This is a genomic window from Methanosarcina soligelidi, from assembly GCF_000744315.1.
In the GTDB taxonomy this organism is placed as follows: Archaea; Halobacteriota; Methanosarcinia; order Methanosarcinales; family Methanosarcinaceae; genus Methanosarcina; species Methanosarcina mazei.
The window spans coordinates 2,439,820-2,461,973 of record NZ_JQLR01000001.1; the positions used below are offsets into that span (position 1 = coordinate 2,439,820).

Here is a 22,154-nt window from a genome sequence, read left to right on the forward strand (position 1 = left end):
AGGTACTGAAGTAACTTATTAAGGTTCACCGTCCTTTTCCTCAAAGCTGCTACTCTTACTGCTTCTTTCTGTTCCATTCACGCCCTGATAGGGTGAAGAACAGGCATTTTCAAATCCGTGCACGGAATGATCATAATAATGGTAGCTTATAGGGCGGAAACTGCTCTCTTCAAGTTTTTCAAAAGGAACAATAAGGGACATATTTCTAAAAGCCTGCTTTGCAACTCCCAGGGAAGCTGCATACACCAGATACGAATCCCATGTTTTCACGGATTCGGGAGGACAATTTTTGAGAGCAGACTGGTCCGTGATATATTCTCTGAAATTGCCCCAGAGTTCATAGTAGAGCTTCCCTTCAGATGTCCAGCGCCCGAATACCTTTACAAATATCTCTGAGTTTTTTGTCATAATGAATCCCCAGATCCCTATCAAAGCAGCCAGCATATTAACCTTTGACACTCCCGGAAACTCGCTTGAAGGGAAATATCCTGAAAGCGCAATATAATAAACAATCGCAGATGCAAGAATAGCCCGGGAAAACAGGTTCATATATGTACTTCCTGTTGACTGGAAAAACCTGTCAATTTCACTATGTTTCCGAACTTTTTTCCCCCATGAAATCATAAACTTATAAAACTCCTCTGTACCTTCGAGCTCCTTTTTGAATTCTCTCCAGGAGATTTTTCTTTCGGAAGAGTGATCATTTAACAGCTTGAGTATATCTTTTTCAAAGTCTGCCAGCTCGGATTCTTTCAGTTCAGATTTGCTTCCTCTAACTTCGGGACGTCTTCCTTCAATTTCATAATACTTTCCTTTAATTTCGGGACACATTTCATGGTTGAGTTCTATCATGAAATCTTCTGTCTCTGACCCTGAAATGTTTGATGAATCTGCCTCTTCGGGTCCTGAATTCCTCAGAGAAATATAACCACGATTAGCAAGGTCCATGAATGTGGCAGTAAATCCGTCAATTGTGGGGATTCCAAGTTTCCCTTTCATAATAGCGTTGACAACGGCAGGTCTGAAATCCTCGTCTGGCTTTCGTTTATATATTTCTATTAAACGTATTTTCCTCTTGTAATCTGTTTTACTTTCGTGATCTGATCTGTCTTCATGACCTGTTTCCTTTTCGTGACCTGCCCCCTCTTCAGAGTTTGTTTCCATTTCGTGATCTGTTTTCTCTTCAGGGTTTGTTTTCCCCTCAGAGTTTGTTTTCTCCTCAGAGTTTGTTTCCCCTTCGTAACCTGTTTTCTCTTCTAAACCTGTTTTCAGCTCTCTCCCGTATATCAGGTATATAAAGACAGGGATCACAAGGATGAAGAACAGGAAGTAAAGGGTTATGTCATAAAGCCCTTCTAACTTCAACTCTTTCTGTCGATATTCTTTTTCCTCAGCCAGTATTTTTTCAAGATTTTTCTCGTTATCTATCCGGACAGAGCTGGAATCTGGTGATTCTATTTTCGGAAAAACCACTCTGACTTTATAATCGTAAGAAGAGGGGATCTCTTCTGTCTTTAAATTGAGGACATTATGATTTAAGTTCTCTTCCTGCGTATAGCCGGCAGGGTGAGTCCAGTAAAGGATTTCACTGTCGTTTTTTATCGGAAAGGTAATGTTTACTTTCAGGTTTCCAAGCGGCTTCTCCCATTCTTCGCCCCATTGTCTGTGAAATTCGGAAACGTCATCGTGGACTTTGACCGCTCCGTAATGGTCATAAGAAACATAAAAGGTCAAATTTTCCGGAGTATGTTCCGGAAGATCGCCTATTAACCTGTATCCTTCAGAAATCCTTTCAACTCTGAATTTGCATGCATCGTCAGAACAGTAACCCTTAATATTCCGAATGGATTCCTCTGTTGATGTCCTGATCATTCTGTAAACATAGTTGTAATCTCCATCAAAAGTGTAGGAAACCGATTCTTCAACGTGAACTGCGCCTTCCGGGTAAATAGTAATATTCGCTGTCGCTTCTTCCAGGGTGTAATCTCTTGCACTGGCCTGAGGTGACAGAAAAGGAACAATCAGCAAAAGAAGAAATATTTTCAGTGCTATTGAATTGACACCTGATCCTCTGGCGACATTTGATCCTCTGGCAGGTTCAAAAGAACCATTCGAGAGCCTCAATAGATTTTCCTCCAGATCCCCCGTTATATACTTTAATTACCTGGAGTCTTCTTAATACTTATTTCCAGAACCCGGTTTTTTTAATATATGACAACGGGAAAAAATCAATCTCTGGAGATTCCAGGCTGTTTAACGGGAATTTCTGTGCTGAAAGATAATTGTATTAGGACTTACGCAGTTGAACTGAGAAATCAATAGCAATAAACCCTCAACTGTATAAAACATAAATTTAACCATAAAGCCAATTGAATTTGGTTTTTACCTCAAGTGCGTAAGTCCTATGTATGTTAATCTTTACAGGAAAATCCCGGAGATATATTTCTGGAAATTTGATTGATTGACTTATTGACTGACTTATTGATTGACTTATTGACTGACTTATTGACTGACTTATTGACTGATTCTTCCTGAAAGCTTTGAAGGGGGCAAAGCTTTAAATCAAATGATTCAGTTGTATCGCATGTTTCATTTTCGGGATTAGGTCCCGTTGGGATGTGGTCCTGCTGGCAGGGCTGAACCGTGAAACATAAGTGAAACTTGGTGTTTAAATTGGTAAAATCTTTTTACGGATACGTACGTGATGCATGGAAGAACCCTGATGAGACCTATGTGAACGAACTCCGCTGGGAGCGCTTGCAGGTCTGGAGAAAGCAGGGATCCGTGACCAGAATTGAAAGGCCCACAAGAATCGACAGAGCACGCTCCCTTGGATACAAAGCCAAGCAGGGCATTGTTGTCGTCAGGGTAAATGTACGCCGCGGAGGGCTTGGTCATGTAAGGCCCAACCGTGGAAGAAGGACCCAGAAGATGGGAAAGAACAAGGTATCAGGTGGAATGAGCATCCAGAGGATCGCTGAAGCCCGTGCTGACCGCAAATACCCGAACCTTGAGGTCCTTAACTCCTACTGGGTAGGGGAAGACGGAAAGCACAAGTGGTTCGAAGTCATCCTTGTAGACCCACACCACCCTGTAATAAAGAGCGACAAGAACCTGAACTGGATCTGTGATGCGTCCATCAGGGGCAGAGCCACCAGGGGTAAGACCAGTGCAGGTCGTAAAGGCCGAGGCATGTCCACACGCGGCAAGGGTACTGAAAAGACCAGGCCGAGCATCCGTGCGCACAAGAGTCGAGGCAAGTGATTCACCACATAATAATGCGTGTGATCGCCCATGCAACCGAAGACACATCCAGAGTCCGCGAGGCTCTGGATTTTTTTTTATCAGGTGCCGGCGTAAAAGAAGGGAGTAAACTCATAGAAGAGCTCCAGGCTGAAGGGCACCATGGAAATCCCATTACTATTCTTAGCGTGCAGCTTAAAAGGAAGGCAGAATGCCTGAAATTTGCCCGTTTTATCCGGGAAAACTTTTCCGAAGAAGACGTGGAAATGCTCAGGGAAGAAATGCCTGAAAGGCTGGACGATGACCTGGTCTTTCACCTCCGCTTCGACAAGCAGGCGGCATACCTCCAGCAGGTAAAACTGACCGGTTCCTCGGATGCAATCACTGCAAAGGTCAAGATCGAGACCTACCCGAAGAACAGGGAAAAAGCCGGAGCCATAGTGGAGGAATTATTTGGGTAAACCTGAATTTTACGATTTTTGTGTTCATGCTGTCCCGGACGGGGCTAATGCTGTAGAGGAACTGTCTTCCCTTTCCCGGCATTTGGGATACAGCGGGATTGCCCTTGCCAACCATTCTGACAAACTCCCGAGTAAAAAACCGGTACTGCCTTCGATTGAAGGATTTGAAGTTTTCAGGGGAATTGAGCTTGTGGAAGAAAACCCTTCGAAACTTCACGGTTTAGTAGGAAAATTCAGGAGCTCGATGGATGTCCTGATCGTGCACGGGGGATCCGAAGCAGTCAACAGAGCTGCACTTGAAAACCCCAGAGTGGATATCCTTAACCATCCCGCATTTGACAAAAGCAGCGGGTTAAATCAGGTACTGGCAAAAGCAGCCGCAGAAAATGGAGTTGCAATAGGCATTACGTTAAGGCCTCTTTTACATTCCCGGGGTTCAAGGCGCATCCGTATGCTCTCTGACCTTAAGGCAAACCTTGAGCTTGCCAGAAAATACGATGTCCCCCTTGTGCTGTGCAGTGATGCCATGTCCTGCTATGATCTTCGCTCCCCTATGGAGACTCTTGCTTTTGCTGAGGTCTGCGGGCTTGAAGAGGATGAAGCGCTTGATGCTTTAAGCACCGTTCCGAAAAAAATTATAAAAAAGAACCGCCCTGGCCCGGGATATGTAAGGGAAGGGATCGAAGTTCTTGAAGGAGAGGATGTCTTTTGAAACGCCTGCTCCCTTCACTCCGCGCTAAAAAGCGCTATCTTGCTTTTGAGCTGATCTCGGAAGAGCCAGCTAGCAGAAGCGATATTGTTAAAGAGGTTATGTCTTCCGCGTCCTCACTGCTCGGAGACGTTATAACCAGCGACTGCGACATCAGGGTGCTGGGGTTCGAAAACGGAAAGGGCATTATCCAGTGCTCTCACACAAAAGTTAAGCAAACGAGAGCCTCTCTGGCTGCTCTTACCCGGATCAACGGTAAAAGGGCAACTCTGCACGTCCTGGGAGTTTCCGGTACTGTTAAAAGGGCTACGGAAAAGTTTCTGCAGGATGAAGGTGTATTCAGCTCCTGAAGCCTGGTAACAGGTATCAGTGGAGCTGGTTCCGGTCTCTGAATAAACCAAGACCCAGGAGCTTTACCTGAAATCCTGGGAAATCAGTTCCCGGGCGCTGGTCTTCAGGGTTTTCAGTTTGCTTTACTGATCTTATTTGTGTTATTATTCATCCTTATGTTAGTATTCATCTTCTGTGATTACTTTTGAATACTGGAGTCTAAACCCTTGATACTGCACTGGATTATCTCCTGCAACCTTTGTGACGTGTGCGGAAGATTTTGATAAGAATATTTATACATACATAATAACATTTATTAAGAAGATCAGCATGTCTTATCCTGCTAGAATATTAATTCAAAATTAGTATTATATGCATCTTTACATACGATGGACACAAAATGGCTCATAGGGTTTATATTCTGTATTGCTTATATCCGGTCCTGTTTATATGAAATAAGACTGATAACCGCCTTAAATCAGTGAACAGAATTCTGAGATACTGATAAACAGTATTATAAACCATTATTAAAACCAGATTAAAACCAGTGTTAGAACCGGTATTATAAATCAGTGTTAAAACCAGTATTGAGCGATATAAACCTGTGTTGATCAATTGTCTAATTAATTACATAAATTTAATTACATATACGAGTCAGCCAGTTTAATTACCAGCAAATGAATTAAGGATAAATCCCCGGGGGCTGAAAAGTCCGGGGCTGGAATATAATCAGTCTAATATATACTACAATGAATGATTATTAGTGTAACAAAGTATAATACTGATTGGCAGGACTGATTGACAGAAGAACAGCTGTACAGAGACTTTCAGTAGTTTGTGCGCAGGTAATCCGGGAGTCTGGATTAAGGGCGTTCCATTATCCGGGTTCAGGGTGGCTGCAGGGGGATATTCTTCCTTATACGTTTCAAATCTGGCATTAGGCGCCAGAAAAGTCCCTGACTCTCATAAGCGTTATAACTGAGTAAATACACTTTATTTACGGATATAGTTAACATTGGAATGAACCTTCAGACTCTGTAATAAATCATAAAAAACTAACCTAAGTGCGTAATCCGGGCTATACCAGGAAAACGTGCTTTACAGGGTAAAAGTGCCTTTAAAATCCCTGTATTCGGGGTATTTTCCGCTGGCTTCGTCCAAAAAATCGGTTCAGGATAAAAAGTCCCGCATAATATGCTAAAAACTCTAATAAGGGAGAAATACGTTATAGGGAATCAAAAATCTGTTTCCTTACCTGAACACTGGGTCCGGGACTTTCTCTCCTGAACTTTCAGGATATCCGTACAGATATAATGCTTACTGACCAAAGCCTTTTTTGGGCATGCGGTGGTTTAGCGCACGGTTCTGCGGATTTAAGATCCCTGAGGAAAAATAACCGGTTTCTGGCCGGGAAAAATTGAAACAATATGGAATATAAATTAAGGCAAGGAGATACGGAATATGCAGATGGCACCACAGATGGGTTATGACAGGGCAATTACGGTTTTCAGCCCTGACGGAAGACTTTTCCAGGTAGAATATGCCCGCGAAGCGGTCAAAAGGGGAACAACAGCCGTAGGAATCAAGGCAGCCGATGGGGTAGTGCTGCTGGTTGACAAGCGAATAACAAGCAGGCTTGTGGAAGCCGAATCAATCGAAAAAATATTCCAGATTGACGACCACATAGGAGCCGCAACCTCAGGGCTTGTGGCAGATGCCCGCTCTCTTGTTGACAGGGCCCGTGTAGAAGCCCAGGTAAACAGGGTTTCATATGACGAACTCATTGGTGTGGAGGTTATCTCCAAGAAAATCTGTGACCACAAGCAGACATACACCCAGTACGGAGGGGTTCGCCCTTACGGAACCGCACTCCTGATTGCAGGCGTGGACGACAACAAGCCAAGGCTTTTTGAGACTGACCCGAGCGGCGCTCTCCTTGAGTACAAGGCAACAGCCATAGGCGCAGGCAGAAATGCAGTCGTCGAGGTCTTTGAGGCAGACTACAGGGAAGATATGAACATTGATGCTGCTATCCTTCTCGGGATGGATGCTCTTTATAAAGCTGCTGAAGGCAAGTTCGATGCCGGAACTCTTGAAGTGGGTGTTGTGTCCCTTGAGGATAAGAAATTCAGGAAATTAGGTCCTGAAGAAGTTGAGAACTATGTTCATCAGATCCTTGAGAAACACAAAGGAAATGAGAACAAAGAATAAAACCTATAAATATTTAGAGAATGAGTAATCAGAAAACTCTGATTCTCAAACCCTGCATTTTAGAGAAGGTATTCGAAAATGGTGTCCCTGGACGAGGCAGTGACTGCTCGACTTAAAAGAGGCAGTAAACATTTCGAAGTCCTGGTCGAGCCCGAAGGGGCTCTGGCCTATAAACGAGGCGAAGAAGTAAACCTCGAAGACATTCTGGCAGTTGAAACTATCTTCGAAGATGCAAACAGAGGAGATCGGGCAGCGGAGTCCGATATAATCAATTCCTTTGAAACAACCGATCCCTTTGAGATTGCTGCCGTTATCCTGAAGAGCGGAGAGCTCCAGCTTACCGCTGAGCAGAGAAAACGAATGCTTGAAGAGAAAAAGAAAAAGGTTATCTATACCATTTCCAGAAATGCTATAAACCCTCAAACTAGAGCACCTCACCCTCCCGCAAGGATAGAGAGAGCGATGGAGGAGGCAAAGGTGCACATAGACCCTTTAAAAAGCGTGGATCAGCTGGTAGCAATTACGATGAAAGCCATTCGCCCGCTCATCCCTATACGTTTTGAAGAAATTAGTATTGCTGTAAAAATCCCTCCCGAATATGCCCCAAAGGCATACGGAGACATTTCCAAAGCCGGAACCATCACAAAGGAAGAATGGCAGCGTGACGGCTCATGGATTGCAGTGGTAAGGATTCCTGCGGGAGTCCAGACTGATTTTTACGCTCTTATAAATCATCTCACAAAGGGAGAGGCTCAGACTAAACTTTTATAAGAGGATGTTGGATGGATAAAAAAATAGTGATCCCTGGTGACCTGTTATCCGATGATGTAAAAAAATCCGGATACGGGACGTATGTCAAGAACGACAAAATCTATTCTTCGCTTTGCGGCATTGAAAGCCTCAAAGAGGATAAAGTTGGAGTGATCCCACTTGCGGGAGCGTATATCCCCTCGGTGAACGATGTGGTGATAGGGGTCGTTATTGTGGTTACTCCATCCAACTGGATACTGGATATTGCAGCTCCTTATGACGGTTTGCTTCATGTGTCCGAGTATCCGAGACGAGTCGAATCCCGGGAAATGCCTGAAATTCTGGACGTAGGCGACTCTGTTATTCTCAGGGTGAGAGATGTGGACAGCTCCATGAAAATCGAGCTTGCCCTGAGAGACCCGAACCTTCATAAACTTAGGACAGGCCAGATTGTTGAGGTTGAGCCTGTGAAAGTTCCCCGTGTAATAGGACACGGCGGTTCCATGATCTCAATGCTGAAGAAAGAGACAAACTGCAGCATTTTCGTAGGTCAGAACGGCAGGATATGGATTGATGGGAAGGACGAGGATATAGAGCTTTTGAGTAAGGCTCTCCGGAAAATCGAAGCTGAAGCCCAGCGTTCCGGGTTGACAGACCGGATCTACAATTTTTTGAAAAATGAACGGATGAAAGAGAAAGAGTCCAAGCCCGTTGAATTTTTAAAAAATGAAAAGACGGATGTGAGTGTGGCAAAGGAAGATCATTCCGAGGATATATACCGGAAGATCGATGTACTGCTGGACCCCAAGAATTGATTTCCGGATAGAGTCAGGAGAATTTTAGGTAAGCTTCTCTAGAGTATTTTGGTTTAGGAGTTGTTTGGAGATTAAAGTATGAGTAATAAACCTGAAAACCTAACATTAATCACCGACGATGGGCTGCGCCTTGACGGGAGACGTGCGGATGAGATAAGGCCCATGAAAATTGAAGTCGGTGTACTTTCGCGAGCTGATGGTTCATGTTATCTTGAATGGGGCAGGAATAAGATCCTTGTAGGCGTGTTTGGCCCCAGGGAGGCTCATCCCCGCCGTAGCCAGCGTGCGGATTCGGCAGTTATCCGTTACAGATATAATATGGCTTCATTCTCTGTAGAAGACCGTGCTCGTCCGGGGCCAAGCAGGCGGAGCATCGAGATATCAAAGGTTTCCAGGGAAGCTTTCGAGCCTGTGATAATGGCTGAGCTGTTTCCGAAAACAGCAATTGATATTTTTGTTGAAGTTCTCCAGGCAGATGCAGGGACAAGGACAGCAGCAATCAATGCTTCAAGCATAGCCCTTGCAGACGCCGGAATTCCTATGAAAGGACTTATTACCTCGTGCGCTTTCGGGAAAGTTGACGGAAAGATTGTTCTTGACCTTAATAAGGAAGAGGACAACTACGGAGAGGCTGACTTCCCTGTAGCAATGACACAGGACGGAGAGATTACTCTGATCCAGATGGATGGGAACCTTACTCCTGATGAAATAAAGCAGGGCCTGGAACTCGTGAAGAAAGGCTGTAAGGAAATCCTCGAAATCCAGCAGGCAGTCCTGAGAAAGAAGTTTGAAACCCCTGTTGAAGAAGTTTCTGAAGAAACAGCCCCTGAAAAGGGAGCCGAAAAAGAAGTGCTGGAACCTTCCCCTGTAGCTGCAATTGTTGAAGAAACTCCTGAAGAAGCAGAAGAACCTGAAGTAGAGATTTCAGAAGAAGAAGTTGAAGCTGAAATCCTTGCCAGTGAGGTAATTCCCGACTTTGAAGACGAGCTCGAAGAAGAGATCGAGGAGGAACTTGAAGAATCTGAGGAAGATCTCGAAACCGAAGAAGAGGAATTTGAAGAGGAAGCTTTAGAGGAAGAAGCTGAACCTGAAGAAGACCTGGAAGAAGACTTGGAGGAAGATCTGGGAGAGGAGCTCGAGGAAGAAGAGGAGCTTGAAGAAGAGGAATTTGAAGAGGAAGCTCTTGAAGAAGAGAATGAACTCGAAGCCTCCTTAGAATGTGCACCTGAACTCAAAGAGTTTGACGAAATTGAAGCAAGGCTCGAAAAAGAAGATGCTTCCATAGAAGCAGAAGAGGAAATTGAGCCTGAAGCTGAGGAAGCTACCGAAGAAGGGCTGGAAGAAGAAGCCGAAATTGAGGAAACTGCTGCATCAGAAGAAGAAAATATTGAGGCTGAAGCAGAAGCTGAAGAAGAGGCCGAACCTGAGGTTGAGGCAGAGGAAATTTCCACTGAGGCTGAAGAAGCTGAAGAAGAGCCTGAGGAGGAAAAATCCGAAGGTCCCTGGAAGGTAGTAAAAGATCCCTCTGAAGCCGGAACCAGAGGTGAAAAAGATGAGTGAAATCATAGCCACACTTAAGAAGGATTATATTTACAACCTGATGATCAAAGATAAGCGCCAGGACGGTCGCGGCTTTAAAGATTTCAGGGAACTCAAACTCGAAACAAATGTTATCTCCAAAGCAGAAGGTTCTGCAAAGGTCACCCTTGGAAACACTCAGGTGCTTGTAGGTGTGAAACTTCAGACTGGAACCCCGTTCCCGGATTCCCAGGATGAAGGTGTGATCATTACCAACCTTGAGCTTAACCCCATAGCTTCTCCTGAGTTTGAGCCCGGGCCACCGAGAGAAGATGCAATCGAAATGGCAAGGGTCGTTGACAGGGGGATCAGGGAATCAGGCGCAATTGATATAAAGAAGCTCTGCATAACGGTTGGAGAATCCGTCTGGATTGTCTTTATAGACGTCCATATCCTGAATAACGACGGAAATATCATTGATGCATCCTGTCTCGCTGCAATTGCAGCCCTCATGACCACCATGGTCCCGAACGAGCAGCAGGGACTTGGCGAGAACGTGCCCCTTGCTATGAAAGAGATGCCTGTCGGCATAACACTTGCCAAGATCGGCTCAAAACTTATGGTTGACCCCTCGCTTGATGAGGAAGCGGTCTGCGAAACGAAACTGACAATAGTTTCAAGTTCGGACGGGTCTGTTGCAGGCATGCAGAAAATGGGCCCTGTCCCCCTTACAGAGGCAGAGCTCTTCGAAGCTATAGATATGGCAATCGAAAAGGCAGCTGAAATCCGCGGGCTTTACCTTGAAGGGCTCGCAAAAAATGAATAAATCAGGCAGGATTAATTAAATATAAATATTAAATGCCTGTATTACGGTCTAAGTGCACGTCTATAAGGTGATAAAAGAACCCCATATCTCAGGGCTGGCCTGCCCTCGGAGAGACCCGGTTCTATCCCTTCTGACTTAACAGTACATTTTAGGAGTTATAACGATGGCAAAAAAGTTCACTAAGAAAGGAAGAATTTCCAGATCTGCAGGCAGGTTTGGTCCCAGGTACGGGAGAAAAGACAGAAAGCTTGTCGCAGACCTGGAAGAACGCATGCGAGCCCCGCATGTATGCACCAAATGTGCCCGCCCGACAGTGGGAAGGATTGGAACAGGGATCTGGAAATGCAGTAAGTGCGGACACACCTTCGCTGGCGGGACTTACATCCCATATACAAGCGTTGGTCAGACCCTGCTGCGCACAATGAAGAACGTTGCTGAGGCAAAGTAAACAGACACTTTTCAGGTACGTGAGGTTGTATGGGATATAAGTGCACTCGATGTAAACAGAAAGTGGAAATTGACTACGAGTACACAGGTATAAGGTGCCCGTACTGCGGACACAGAATCCTGGTAAAAGAGCGTCCTACAACTATCAAACGCATAAAGGCAGAATAAGGAGTATTAGTTACTCCTCTTGCCGGATAAGACGCAAATTGGTTGTCTGGATAAAAAACAATTTTTAAGTACTTGGACGGACAAAAACAGATGTTTCCTGTCCGGACAGTACATACCTACTTCTATTTTGACTTTTTTGTTCTGAATTTACTATTTTTGTCAATCTGTCAGACGTTAATTCATTAATCCATGTCGTATCTCGGAAGAAATTAAGGTTTTCTGAATAAGCAATTTTTAAGTTTTAGGACCAGCTCTCATGTAATATTAGTTTCGAGGTCGGCTCTATGAGAAACATTATAGATAAGTATATAACTATAAAAAATAATACTTAAAGTAAGATGTCGTCTCTTACAGGATAACAGCATATCTGGATAAAAACGGAGAAATTTAAAAATAATAATGTGTTACGTAAAACTTATTTCAAAGAATTTGACAGCACGGAAAACCCGGTGAATATCCCTAAACGGTGAATATCCCTAAACGGTAAATATCCCCAAAATGATTAAAAAAGTTATGAGTTGAAGTAATGTAAGGGGGCGAAATAACGGACAAGACGCCATTAACGTGTGGAGAATGTGAAAAGTATAACAGATCCTACGGATTTTGCCAGAAAATAATGGAATATGTCTCTCCCTACGAAACTGATTTTAGATGTCGGAAAAAAAGCTACAGAGTTTCTACTGAACTGTGATTTTTCTTTATAATCCTTTTTATATTCTCCTTCCTGTAGCATGTGCTTCCGGTCCGGATGATTTTCAGGTGGAGCGAAAGTGCAAAATACTCCCGGTTTCATCAAGGGGAATATGCTAGTTACTACTTCTCGCAAACCTTCTGCAAAAAGCCGGACGCTTTGCAAGCTTCTTTCACGCTTTACTGCCAGCAGATGCATTTCCCGGGGAAAAATGGGCATGCAGGAACTTCTGGATTTTACAGAAGGAAATACCTTCATAGTCGTTGGGGAGTACCACGGAAATCCGGGGGAGCTCAGTTTTCACGACAATGAAGGAAAGCTTCTTTTTTCCATCAGGTTTTCGGACCGGTATTCTGAGGAAATCGATTCTTACTGGTTTCCGGATGTTCTTCCGGTGCTCACTGGCGAAGGAGAGATTGCTGAAGCTCTTGAGTCTTTTTTCCATTTTGAGAGGGTCGAAAGTGACAGGGTCGTTCAGCTTCCTCAAAATTCTCTTGTGATGGCAATAGGAGATAAGGAGATTGATTTTATGGGCAGCGGAAAGTCCCTTTTTAAATTTAACATTAAAGGTTTCAAAAAGTACTGAGAGAATAATTTTTTCAACCCTTAAGTTATAAGCAGAGCCATTTTAAGAACCGTGGATTAATAGTTTAAAAATCAGGATTTTTTATTTAGCTTCTTTCCAGGAGAAATTTTATGAAACTTTCCGCAGAGTTTACATTTGAAACCGATACTGCCGAACAGATCTATCAGGCCGTCCTTCCGGAACTTAATGAAAGTTTCTCTGAAAGGTCAAAAATAGGGCTGACCCTTGAAGACTCAAACAAACTTGTACTTACTGTTAAAGCCGAAGATACGGTCTCCCTTCGCTCCGCCCTCAACACATGGTTCAGGCTTATCCAGATTGCTCAGGAAGTCCTTGAGGTCACATCTGAAGCCCGGTGAGTGTTTTTACAATGCCTCCACGCTGGCAGATTAAGTTCTTGAGAATAAAATCCAGAATATTATTAAATTTTTATTAAAGAATATTTAAGTCTATTTTTAAAATTTTATAATATAATAAGTCTTAAATTACAGAATAAATATTAACTTTTCTATAATTTCTTCATAATGTCAACGTAATATTATATACTTATATTTCCTTTTTAATGTTATTAAATATTGTTTTCACGTTTATTTATCTGCAGTCCGGGGTGTTTGGAATAAATATTAGTAAAAAAATTTTCATAATAACACTTTTAATTTTTGCCGTTCTGATTACATCATTTGCGCTTACTTACAATATGCAACTTTCAAATTTTTTAACTCTTGAAGAGGCAGATACATTAAATGATGTTGAAAGGTTACAGAACGCAATTTACACCCAACAGGGGTATCTCGACAACATGGTTCAGGACTGGGCATGCTGGGACGATACCTACCGTTTCATTGAGGACAGAAATCAGGAATATATAAACGTGAACCTTCAGAACGAGACGCTTGCCGGAGTCAAAGTAAATATCATGCTTTTTATTAATGAAACAGGTTCGCTTGTATACGCAAAATCGATAAACTTCAGCACGGTGGAAGAGAAACCGGTACCTGAAGAGCTGCTCAAACTGGTCGAAAGCGGGCAGCTTTCAATAAAATCAGAGGATGATGTTATCCGCGGTTATGTTTTGCTTGATGAAGCTCCAATGTTTATTTCCTGCCATCCGATCCTTACAACAAAATATGAAGGACCTGTTAAAGGTACGCTGGTCTTCGGGAAGTATTTCGACGATGGCGTTCTCAGTTCCGAAGAAAATACTGACTCCTCTATTTCGATTTTAAGGGTTGATGAGGATTTGCCTCCTGATTTTCAAGGAAAATTTCAACAAATTATAAAGGACCCGGGCAGCACCATTGTAGAACCCCTGAGTAAGGAGGTAATAGCAGGATATTTCGGGTTAATGGATATCTCGGGTAAACCCGCTGTTATTATCCGAACTGATTTCCCAAGAATCCTGTACCTTAACAACGAAAATACCCTGAATTACATGTATTTTTTCCTTTTGCTAACCGGGCTTGTTACAGGGGTGGGAGTTAAGTTCGCTCTTGATAATTTCTTCGTTTCAAGACTGATTGATATTGATAATTTTGTTACAAAAGTCAGATCGGAGAAAGACCTTTCCAGAAGGCTGCCTCTCGAAGGCAATGATGAGCTGTACCGCCTTTCCAGGGAAATAAATGGGATGTTGAGTGAAATAGAGCTTGCAGAACAGGAGTTAAAATCACAGGAAAGGGAAAAGAAAGTCCTTCTGGATTCTTTAAATGAACTGACTATTTTTGTGGACCCCGATTTTAAAATTATCTGGGCAAACAAAGCTGCCCTGGAACACATGAAAATTGACCTTGAAAGAGCAAAAGGAATGTGCTTTAAAACTACCCCGGATATAAATGGGTCCCTTTTCGGGCATATGCAGCTTGAAAAGATTTTTAATTCAGGGAATAAAGAGTCAGGGGAATTTTCCCTGGAGAACGGAACTTACTGGTTTGTTCAGGCTGTTCCGGTAACCGACGACAGTGGAAAGATCATAGGCATTCTGGGCACTTTCAGGGACATTACTGAAAGAAAGGCAATCGAAAAACTTCTCCAGGAAAAACAGGTAGCAGAAATTGCGAACCGTACCAAAAGCGAGTTTCTGGCAAATATGAGCCACGAACTGAGGACTCCACTTAACTCGATTATAGGATTCTCGGACCTTTTATGTGACCAGATTTACGGGAAATTGAATGAAAAGCAGCTAAAGTATGCAAACAATATCTCAAAGAGCGGAAAACATCTTCTCAACCCGATAAATGACATTCTTGACCTTTCCAAGGTAGAAGCCGGAAAGATGGAACTTGATTACAGGGAGTTTGAGCTCACCGACCGGCTGAATTCGGTAAAAAGCCTTCTTTCCCCTATTGCAGCCCGTAAAAATATAAAAATCGAAATTAATGTGGATAAGGACCTTACAACTATCTGTGCTGATGAAGCACGTTTTGTCCAGATAATGTATAATCTTGTGGATAATGCCATAAAATTCTCTTTTGAAAATAATCCTGTAAGGATTGAGGCGAGAAGAAAAGGAGAGTTCTTAGAAACAACAGTGACGGACATTGGAATCGGGATAAAACCCGAAGACCAGCATAAGCTTTTCCAGCCCTTCAGCCAGGTTGCTGCTTTTTCCTCAAAGAAATTCCAGGGTACGGGACTTGGCCTTTCTTTAGTAAAGCAGATAGTAAACCTGCATGGCGGTTATGTCTGGTTCAGGAGCATTCCCGGTGAGGGGAGTACCTTTGCATTTTCTATTCCCATAAACGGTAATAAAAAAGACTAAGAAGGCAGGGTCAGATAAGAAAAAATAAAACGGATAATAAATTTTTACTTCCGCCACTGGATCTTATCAATGGTTTCCTGCATTTAAAGGCACAATATAGTATTTAAGGAGTCGAAATATTACCGGATGCGTCTGGCAGAGGATAATATTTTTAAATATACTGTAAAAATATATTTAAAAACATATGGTTTTAGCATTCAGGACCCTTATATAATGCAAAAATAGGGACAGAAATCAGTAAAACTCAAAATAATGCCTTTTAATGATTTAAATATAATATAACTTTTTAACCTGCTATAATTTTCCTGAATAAAAGGTTAGTATTATATAAATTCAGAAAATAAGTTCTATTAGTCCTTAAAAAATAAGTTCTATTAGTCCTTAAATATCTAAATTTCAGAATTCTATACGATTTATTTGGCATGAAAGTGCTCTCAAGTACTTTCATTTTTTGGGCATGTTATTCGAAGAATATCATGTGTGTTTTTTATATTTCCGGTTCAGGAGGAAGTAACAGGTGTGGGTAAATAAATTATCTATCTTCTTAGTAGCTATTACCTTTCTTACGATTGTGTTTTGTATCCCTGCATCCGGCAGGGAAATTACGGTAGATGATAATGGTTCAGCGGATTACATATTAATTCAGGAAGCGGTAAATAGTTCATCTTCAGGAGACACAATTATTGTTTATCCGGGTTTCTATAATGAGAGTTTGGATATAGTGATAGATAATATAAGTGTCCTTTCTGAATCTGAACATCCGGAAGATACTGCTGTACGGGCTTTTAACATAAGTGCAAATAACACTACTGTAAATGGGTTCAGGATAAATGAAGGATTAATATTACGGGGTCATAAAAGTGACTTCTGGTATGATAATATTGCAAATTGTACCGTTAAGAATAACATCCTGGAATCGGGAATTGGAGCTGGAAGGTGTTACAACTCCAGTATTGAAAAAAATGTGATTTTAAATTCAGGTATCCATGTGTATGATATTGATAAACCTTCTGATTTTTTAATCTCTGACAATCTGGTCGTTAATGGAGATATCACTGCTTCTCATGTATATTCTAATTGTATTTTGTTAAATAATACACTCCTGAATGGTGGTATAGGAGTGTCTGAATGCTACGGATGTAATATTCTCAAAAATTATATTTCAAATGGAACTTTTAATGGTTATGGGATCGTCTTTACAGAATCTTCTAATGAGGTTCAAAATAATACTATTATAAATTGCACTTATGGCGTCTTTCTGGGCTGGCTTACGGGAAATAACGAATTTTACAATAATACCCTGACTTCCAATGGCTACGGAATCTATGCTGGAGAGTCAGGGGGTAATGTATTTTCAAATAACACAATTTCAAAAAACAATATAGGAATATCATTCGAAGGTCATCCTTCCGATAATCTGATAACCGGTAACAGAATCGAGCTAAATAGGCAATATGGAATCTATGTAAAACTGATTCCCTATAGGATCCATGAAGAGTCATATAATGGAACCCACCAGATTTATAATAATAAATTTAATAATAATATCAGTTTCTTTAACGATACAGGCAACTATACAGACAACTATTATGCTGTAATACCAGTAAATAATGGAGTCAGAGCAAATTCTATTGAACTGAATACCACAAAAACCCCGGGTCCTGACATCCTGGGTGGATATTACCTTGGCGGCAACTACTGGGCAAAGCCTGATGGGACTGGTTTTTCTCAAAACTGTAACGATTGGAACGGGGATGAAATCGGTGATTCGGTATACACGGTCAATGCGTATGATATTGATTATCTTCCTCTCGTCTCCATATCCGAACAGGATCAACCAGTATTCCCTGTTGCAGATTTCAGTTCCAATGTAACTGGCGGTTACGTACCTTTTTCTGTCCTGTTTACGGACTACTCACAAAATTCAACATCCAGGGTCTGGGATTTCGATAATGACGGAGCCATTGACTCCACAGATAAAACCCCGGTTTATGTATACCCGGTATCCGGTGCCTATACTGTCAATCTGACCGTAAACAACGCAAACGGGACTTCCTCGAAACTATATCCAATCACAGCATCCGATAGGCCTCAATATACTCTCACAGAGGCTCAGATCACAACAAACAAATCAAATCAGACGAGCCCTGCCATTTACGGGGATAATATAGTATTTTTTGATGACCGCGGTGGGTATTATAATATTTACGTGTACAATCTCTCTACTTCCAGGGAATCTCAGATTACTTTTAATGAAACCTACTATAATACAGCTACTGGACCTGCAATCTATGGCGATAGGATAGTCTGGCAGGAATATAGGAGTACCATTCCCGGTGTCTGGGATAAAGCCGATATACACATGTATAATCTTTCCACGTCAACAGAAATTCAGATTACTGACAGCGGACAGGCTTTCTGTCCTGATATTTACGGAGACAGGATAGTCTGGAAAGATATTCGCAACGGAAAAGCAGATATTTACATGTATGATCTTTCCACATCAAAAGAAACCCGGATAACCACAAACGAATCTTATCAGGGTGATCCTTCCATCTATGGAGATAAAGTAGTGTGGCAGGATTCTCGCAATGGAGATGGCTATAACCCTGCCGATATATACATGTACGATCTCTCTACTTCCAGGGAAATCCAGATCACTCATGATGATTCGGATCAGTACTCTCCTGCTATCTATGGAGACAGCATTGTGTGGGCAGATTGGCGCAATAGAGGCTGGGATATTTATATGTACAATATTTCAACTTCCAGGGAAACTCGAATCACAATTGACAAAGGGTCCCAGGAGTATCCTGCCATCTATGGTGATAAAATAGCATGGGTCGATAGCCGGAATAATAATCCTGATATTTACCTGTATGATCTTTCCACTCATGTGGAAACCCGGATTACTTCAAACAACTCAGTGCAATTAAACCCTGCAATATATGGCGACAGGATAGTCTGGACGGATTGGCGCAACGAATACAAACAGAACGATCATTTATATGTAACAAATAAGGACATTTACATGTGTACAGTTTCAGAAGTGGAACCTTCACTGAAAGCACCTGTTGCTGACTTTTCTGCAAATACCACTTCAGGAAACTCGCCCTTAAAAGTGTTATTCACCGACAGAAGTACGGAAGAACCTGTTTACTGGTTATGGGATTTCGGAGACGGTATTCATTCCAGACACGCCCTGAATGCAACTCACACGTTTACCAAACCCGGAAAGTATGACGTAAGCCTTACAGTAACAAATGAAAACGGTAGCAACACAAAGACCATACCTGAATATATTACGGTTTCCGCAGAAAACCACATCTAAATAAAATTAAAAGTAAAAACAGACCGAAAAAGAAAAATATTGAACAGGGTTTAACCTGAGTTTCGTTTGATTCCGGCAAGCAGAAAAAAGGTTTTTGCGCTTTCCGGTATTTTTCCAGTAGAAGCTCGATCAATGTACTTTTAAACTTTCTACCTCATTTAACCGAGCTTTTTTCGTCCCCAATTCGCTATTCATTTTAATACCTTGCCGCTCCGGCTTTTTTCGATTTGGGACCTTTATTTGGCCTGAAAGCCCGCTCCGGGCACTTCTTGGAATCGGTTTTCCCGCGTACTTCAAATCCGAGGCTGAAACATTCGCCTTTTATCTCATCAATAGCCGTATAAAATCTGCAGTCTTGGCATGTAGGCATTAGGATTACTACCTCCAGATATGTGAAGGCTATCTGGATCTTGAACTCCAGATATATTTCCCGGATACAACCTTTAAGTTAAAATATCTGCCTTTGAGCAAGGGTGAAGGATGTATCCCATAAATAATGTGTATATGTGAATAAAATGTTTTTGGTAGGCAATAAAGCAGACAGACGGCGGGTTAAAGACATTTTCTGGAAAATACACTGCTTTCGGGAGTTTTCACAAAAGAAATGTTTAATACTGTTTCGGTGATAAACACTCTATCTCAAATTGCTTGCCTCAATTTTTTACTTCAACCCTCTTACCTCGAATGTTTTCCCTCAACTTCTCACCTCAATTTTCTTATCTCAAATTTTTTACCTCAAATTTTTTCCTCTATTTTTTCTTCAACTCTCTTACTTCAATTTTTATCTCAATTTTCTTATCTCAACTCTTTTACCCTCAAATCTCCTCGTCCTCTTCAAACTCTATATCAAGGACAGGAAGATCTCTTATCTTTCCTTTCCTGTCATAGCAGGTCCAGCTTTGCCTGCTGTAAGGTTTGCCCACTATGATATGGCAGTTTCCTGTTTTCGAAAAGAGATGAAGGTCGGCTTCAGAGGGACTCCTGTTGTGCCCGGGATGGCTGTGGACAGAACCTGCTGCTTTCATGTTTGGCATCATGTAAAGCCTGAGAACTGCGCTTGTATCACTTGATTCAGTTCCGGGAAGGATAAGCACCTCGGTAATTATTCCGTCCTTTTCCTGCAAAAGTCCGGCAAACTCTTCGGGAGCCATTGACCTGCTGGCTTCAAGGATAAAATCAAGGGTATCACGGGCAATTCCTTTTACCTGCATGTAGGTTAATTTCTCCTTCAAAGGTATATCTTTTTCTGGAAAGAAATTAAGCTTCTGAATTCTTACCACTGGATTTATTATTGTCTGTATAGATTATTACACAGAAAGATATCTGTCAAATCATGTTTAAAATCAGGTTTCAAAACCATATTTTTATATCATGTATTAAAATCAGGTTTTAAAATCAGGTTTCGGAGTCTAAAAGTCCTGAATGAAGTCTGTTATATCTGCAGGGGGTTATTAAAATTAGAGATATTCGTTTGGTTTCAGACCCTGATGGAGGTCTGAATGAAAAGACTGAGAAAAAATCTGAATATTCACAAAAAGCCTCCGGGCAGGGAACTGAAAAGGATATTGAACCAGATGATGGCACACATGCTTCACTTTATCAGGAATCGCTTGCAATGCACAGGAGACTTGGAGGTGTACTTGAAGTTGCAAGCAAAGTCCGCCTCCGTACAATTCATGACCTCGGCGTTGCTTATACTCCCGGAGTTGCCGAACCCTGCCGGAAAATCAGGGAAAACCGGGACCTTGCTTACCTTTATACCCTCAAGAAAAATACAGTTGCTGTGGTGACTGACGGGTCAGCTGTACTCGGGCTTGGGAACATTGGCCCTTATGCGGCTCTACCTGTTATGGAAGGAAAAGCTATAATCTTTAAAGAATTTGCCGGAATAGACGCTTTTCCTATCTGCCTGGGCACTCAGGACACAGAAGAGGTTATAAAAGCTGTAAAAAACATGGCTCCGGCATTTGGAGGGATCAATCTTGAAGACATCAGTGCCCCCCGCTGTTTTGAAATCGAAGCAAGGCTCAGGGAAGAGCTTGAAATCCCTGTTCTCCATGACGATCAGCACGGTACAGCCATTGTCGTATTTGCCGGGCTCCTTAATGCCCTTAAAATTGTAAAAAAGGATCTGGCAGAACTAAAAATAGTAATCTCAGGGCTCGGGGCTGCCGGGGTTGCAATTTTAAAGTTCCTTGTCCGGGCGGGAGCAAATCCTGCAAAAATCCTTGCCTGCGACAGCCAGGGAATTGTGTATGAAGGCAGGGAAAAGGGCATGAACACTATCAAGGACGAAATCTCCAGGATTACGAACCCTGAGAGGTTAAAAGGAGGGCTCAAAGAAGCTTTTCCGGGGGCTGACCTGTTTATAGGGGTCTCGGTTGGAGGGATAGTAACCGGGAGCATGGTCCGCTCCATGGCTAAAGATGCAATAGTGATGGCTATGGCAAACCCTGTTCCTGAGATCATGCCCGAGGCTGCAAAAAGGGCTGGGGCAAGAATTGTTGCTACAGGCAGGTCGGATTTCCCAAATCAGCTGAACAACTGCCTGAGTTTCCCTGGAATCTTTAAAGGAGCTCTCGGAACCTGTGCAAGGAAGATAACCCCTGAAATGGAAATGGCAGCAGCCCATGCCCTTGCAAATGTTGTGACTTCAGGCGAGCTTTCGGAAGACCATATAATCCCTGACCCTCTTGACAAACACGTGGTCCCTGCAGTTGCAAAAGCGGTTGCATCCGCTTCCCTTGAAAGCTGTGCGGCAAGAAAAAGACTCGAAGAGACTTTCTGAACCAACCTTATCCTCTGAGTCTCCGGACCAATCTTCAGGATTATTGTTTCAAAACCGATTTTAACCTAAATTACATATTTTCTCTGTCAAATATCCGGAGGGGATAATAGTGAACTGCACCAATCTAAAACAGGGCCAGATTCTTGTCTGCGAAAAATGCGGGCTCGAACTTGAAGTGGTCAATCAGTGCGGAGACGGACACTGCTCCATGGGCTGTAAGGGTGATATTGACTGCTGCGGAGAGCCCATGAAACTGAAAGAATAATCAGAATTTAAATGAGTAAGCAGAAATCTTTGACCTGAACCTCCCACATCTTTTACGGCTTGATTGATGGTCTGCCCATCAGGAATAATCTATGCTGAGCTTTGACCAGCAGGCCGGCCTGAATAACGGCGTGTAGATTCTCCTTTCATAAGTGAAGTATAAATACAACTGATGCATTATATTTAATGGGTTGTGGGGAGCAATCGTATGTGAAAATCTCTCTATGTTGGACAAAACCTCTTTCATAATCCCCCACA

General features: G+C 42.4%; 20 protein-coding genes. 17 read left to right on the plus strand and 3 right to left on the minus strand.

Annotation, left to right across the window (positions count from 1 at the left end; translation table 11 throughout):
- Window positions 1–18: 18 nt before the first annotated feature.
- Window positions 19–2,124: a DUF2207 domain-containing protein gene (locus tag M886_RS10690; RefSeq protein WP_235203932.1), complete on the minus strand. Its 2,106-nt coding sequence runs from the start codon at window positions 2,122–2,124 to the stop codon at window positions 19–21.
- Between the two features lie 549 nt (window positions 2,125–2,673).
- On the opposite strand from M886_RS10690, the gene M886_RS10695 reads away from it, so the two are divergent.
- The 15 genes from M886_RS10695 (at window position 2,674) to M886_RS10760 (ending at window position 18,844) form a co-directional block, all read left to right on the plus strand.
- Complete coding sequence (locus tag M886_RS10695) at window positions 2,674–3,264, plus strand: 50S ribosomal protein L15e (protein ID WP_015412676.1); 591 nt, start codon at window positions 2,674–2,676, stop codon at window positions 3,262–3,264.
- On the plus strand, window positions 3,261–3,704 hold the full coding sequence (locus M886_RS10700; RefSeq protein WP_011034530.1) for an RNA-binding protein: 444 nt from the start codon (window positions 3,261–3,263) through the stop codon (window positions 3,702–3,704). The genes M886_RS10695 and M886_RS10700 overlap by 4 nt, the downstream gene beginning before the upstream one ends.
- The gene (rnp3, locus tag M886_RS10705; RefSeq protein WP_048041173.1) at window positions 3,697–4,416 is read left to right on the plus strand and encodes a ribonuclease P protein component 3; all 720 of its coding nucleotides are present in this window, start codon (window positions 3,697–3,699) and stop codon (window positions 4,414–4,416) included. Before M886_RS10700 ends, rnp3 begins: the two co-directional genes overlap by 8 nt.
- Window positions 4,413–4,763, plus strand: a complete 351-nt coding sequence (locus M886_RS10710; protein ID WP_048041174.1) for an Rpp14/Pop5 family protein — start codon at window positions 4,413–4,415, stop codon at window positions 4,761–4,763. Before rnp3 ends, M886_RS10710 begins: the two co-directional genes overlap by 4 nt.
- 1,441 nt (window positions 4,764–6,204) lie before the next feature.
- Window positions 6,205–6,954, plus strand: coding sequence for an archaeal proteasome endopeptidase complex subunit alpha (gene psmA / locus M886_RS10715; protein WP_011034533.1), 750 nt, complete (start codon window positions 6,205–6,207; stop codon window positions 6,952–6,954).
- Between the two features lie 78 nt (window positions 6,955–7,032).
- Window positions 7,033–7,725 (plus strand): ribosome assembly factor SBDS, encoded by a 693-nt coding sequence (locus tag M886_RS10720; RefSeq protein WP_011034534.1) that lies wholly within the window; start codon window positions 7,033–7,035, stop codon window positions 7,723–7,725.
- An 11-nt stretch (window positions 7,726–7,736) separates the two neighbouring features.
- Entirely contained in the window at window positions 7,737–8,519 is a 783-nt protein-coding gene (gene rrp4, locus M886_RS10725; RefSeq protein WP_011034535.1) for an exosome complex RNA-binding protein Rrp4, read from the plus strand.
- Window positions 8,520–8,597: 78 nt separating this feature from the next.
- Complete coding sequence (rrp41, locus tag M886_RS10730; RefSeq protein WP_048051152.1) at window positions 8,598–10,079, plus strand: exosome complex exonuclease Rrp41; 1,482 nt, start codon at window positions 8,598–8,600, stop codon at window positions 10,077–10,079.
- Window positions 10,063–10,863, plus strand: a complete 801-nt coding sequence (gene rrp42 / locus M886_RS10735) for an exosome complex protein Rrp42 (protein WP_048036983.1) — start codon at window positions 10,063–10,065, stop codon at window positions 10,861–10,863. The genes rrp41 and rrp42 overlap by 17 nt, the downstream gene beginning before the upstream one ends.
- Window positions 10,864–11,026: 163 nt before the next feature.
- A complete protein-coding gene (locus tag M886_RS10740) occupies window positions 11,027–11,311 on the plus strand; it encodes a 50S ribosomal protein L37ae (RefSeq protein WP_011034538.1) in 285 nt (94 codons plus the stop codon).
- A gap of 29 nt (window positions 11,312–11,340) precedes the next feature.
- Complete coding sequence (locus tag M886_RS17815; RefSeq protein ID WP_011021777.1) at window positions 11,341–11,478, plus strand: DNA-directed RNA polymerase subunit P; 138 nt, start codon at window positions 11,341–11,343, stop codon at window positions 11,476–11,478.
- 803 nt (window positions 11,479–12,281) lie between these two features.
- A complete protein-coding gene (locus M886_RS10745; RefSeq protein WP_011034539.1) occupies window positions 12,282–12,755 on the plus strand; it encodes an rRNA maturation protein in 474 nt (157 codons plus the stop codon).
- A gap of 110 nt (window positions 12,756–12,865) precedes the next feature.
- Window positions 12,866–13,114, plus strand: coding sequence for a KEOPS complex subunit Pcc1 (locus M886_RS10750; RefSeq protein WP_011034540.1), 249 nt, complete (start codon window positions 12,866–12,868; stop codon window positions 13,112–13,114).
- A gap of 203 nt (window positions 13,115–13,317) precedes the next feature.
- Window positions 13,318–15,513 (plus strand): CHASE4 domain-containing protein, encoded by a 2,196-nt coding sequence (locus M886_RS10755; RefSeq protein ID WP_048051153.1) that lies wholly within the window; start codon window positions 13,318–13,320, stop codon window positions 15,511–15,513.
- A gap of 517 nt (window positions 15,514–16,030) precedes the next feature.
- On the plus strand, window positions 16,031–18,844 hold the full coding sequence (locus M886_RS10760; RefSeq protein ID WP_011034542.1) for a NosD domain-containing protein: 2,814 nt from the start codon (window positions 16,031–16,033) through the stop codon (window positions 18,842–18,844).
- A 196-nt stretch (window positions 18,845–19,040) separates the two neighbouring features.
- On the opposite strand, the gene M886_RS18895 is transcribed toward M886_RS10760, so the two are convergent.
- Together M886_RS18895 and M886_RS10765 are read right to left on the minus strand one after the other, a co-directional pair.
- Window positions 19,041–19,214, minus strand: a complete 174-nt coding sequence (locus tag M886_RS18895; protein ID WP_015412686.1) for a hypothetical protein — start codon at window positions 19,212–19,214, stop codon at window positions 19,041–19,043.
- A 445-nt stretch (window positions 19,215–19,659) separates the two neighbouring features.
- The gene (locus M886_RS10765; protein ID WP_011034543.1) at window positions 19,660–20,055 is read right to left on the minus strand and encodes a Mov34/MPN/PAD-1 family protein; all 396 of its coding nucleotides are present in this window, start codon (window positions 20,053–20,055) and stop codon (window positions 19,660–19,662) included.
- 260 nt (window positions 20,056–20,315) lie between these two features.
- Here M886_RS10765 and M886_RS10770 point away from each other — a divergent pair, with 260 nt between their 5' ends.
- Window positions 20,316–21,632, plus strand: a complete 1,317-nt coding sequence (locus M886_RS10770) for an NAD(P)-dependent malic enzyme (RefSeq protein WP_048051154.1) — start codon at window positions 20,316–20,318, stop codon at window positions 21,630–21,632.
- 109 nt (window positions 21,633–21,741) lie between these two features.
- Window positions 21,742–21,897, plus strand: a complete 156-nt coding sequence (locus M886_RS18900; protein ID WP_015412688.1) for a hypothetical protein — start codon at window positions 21,742–21,744, stop codon at window positions 21,895–21,897.
- Window positions 21,898–22,154 lie beyond the last annotated feature (257 nt).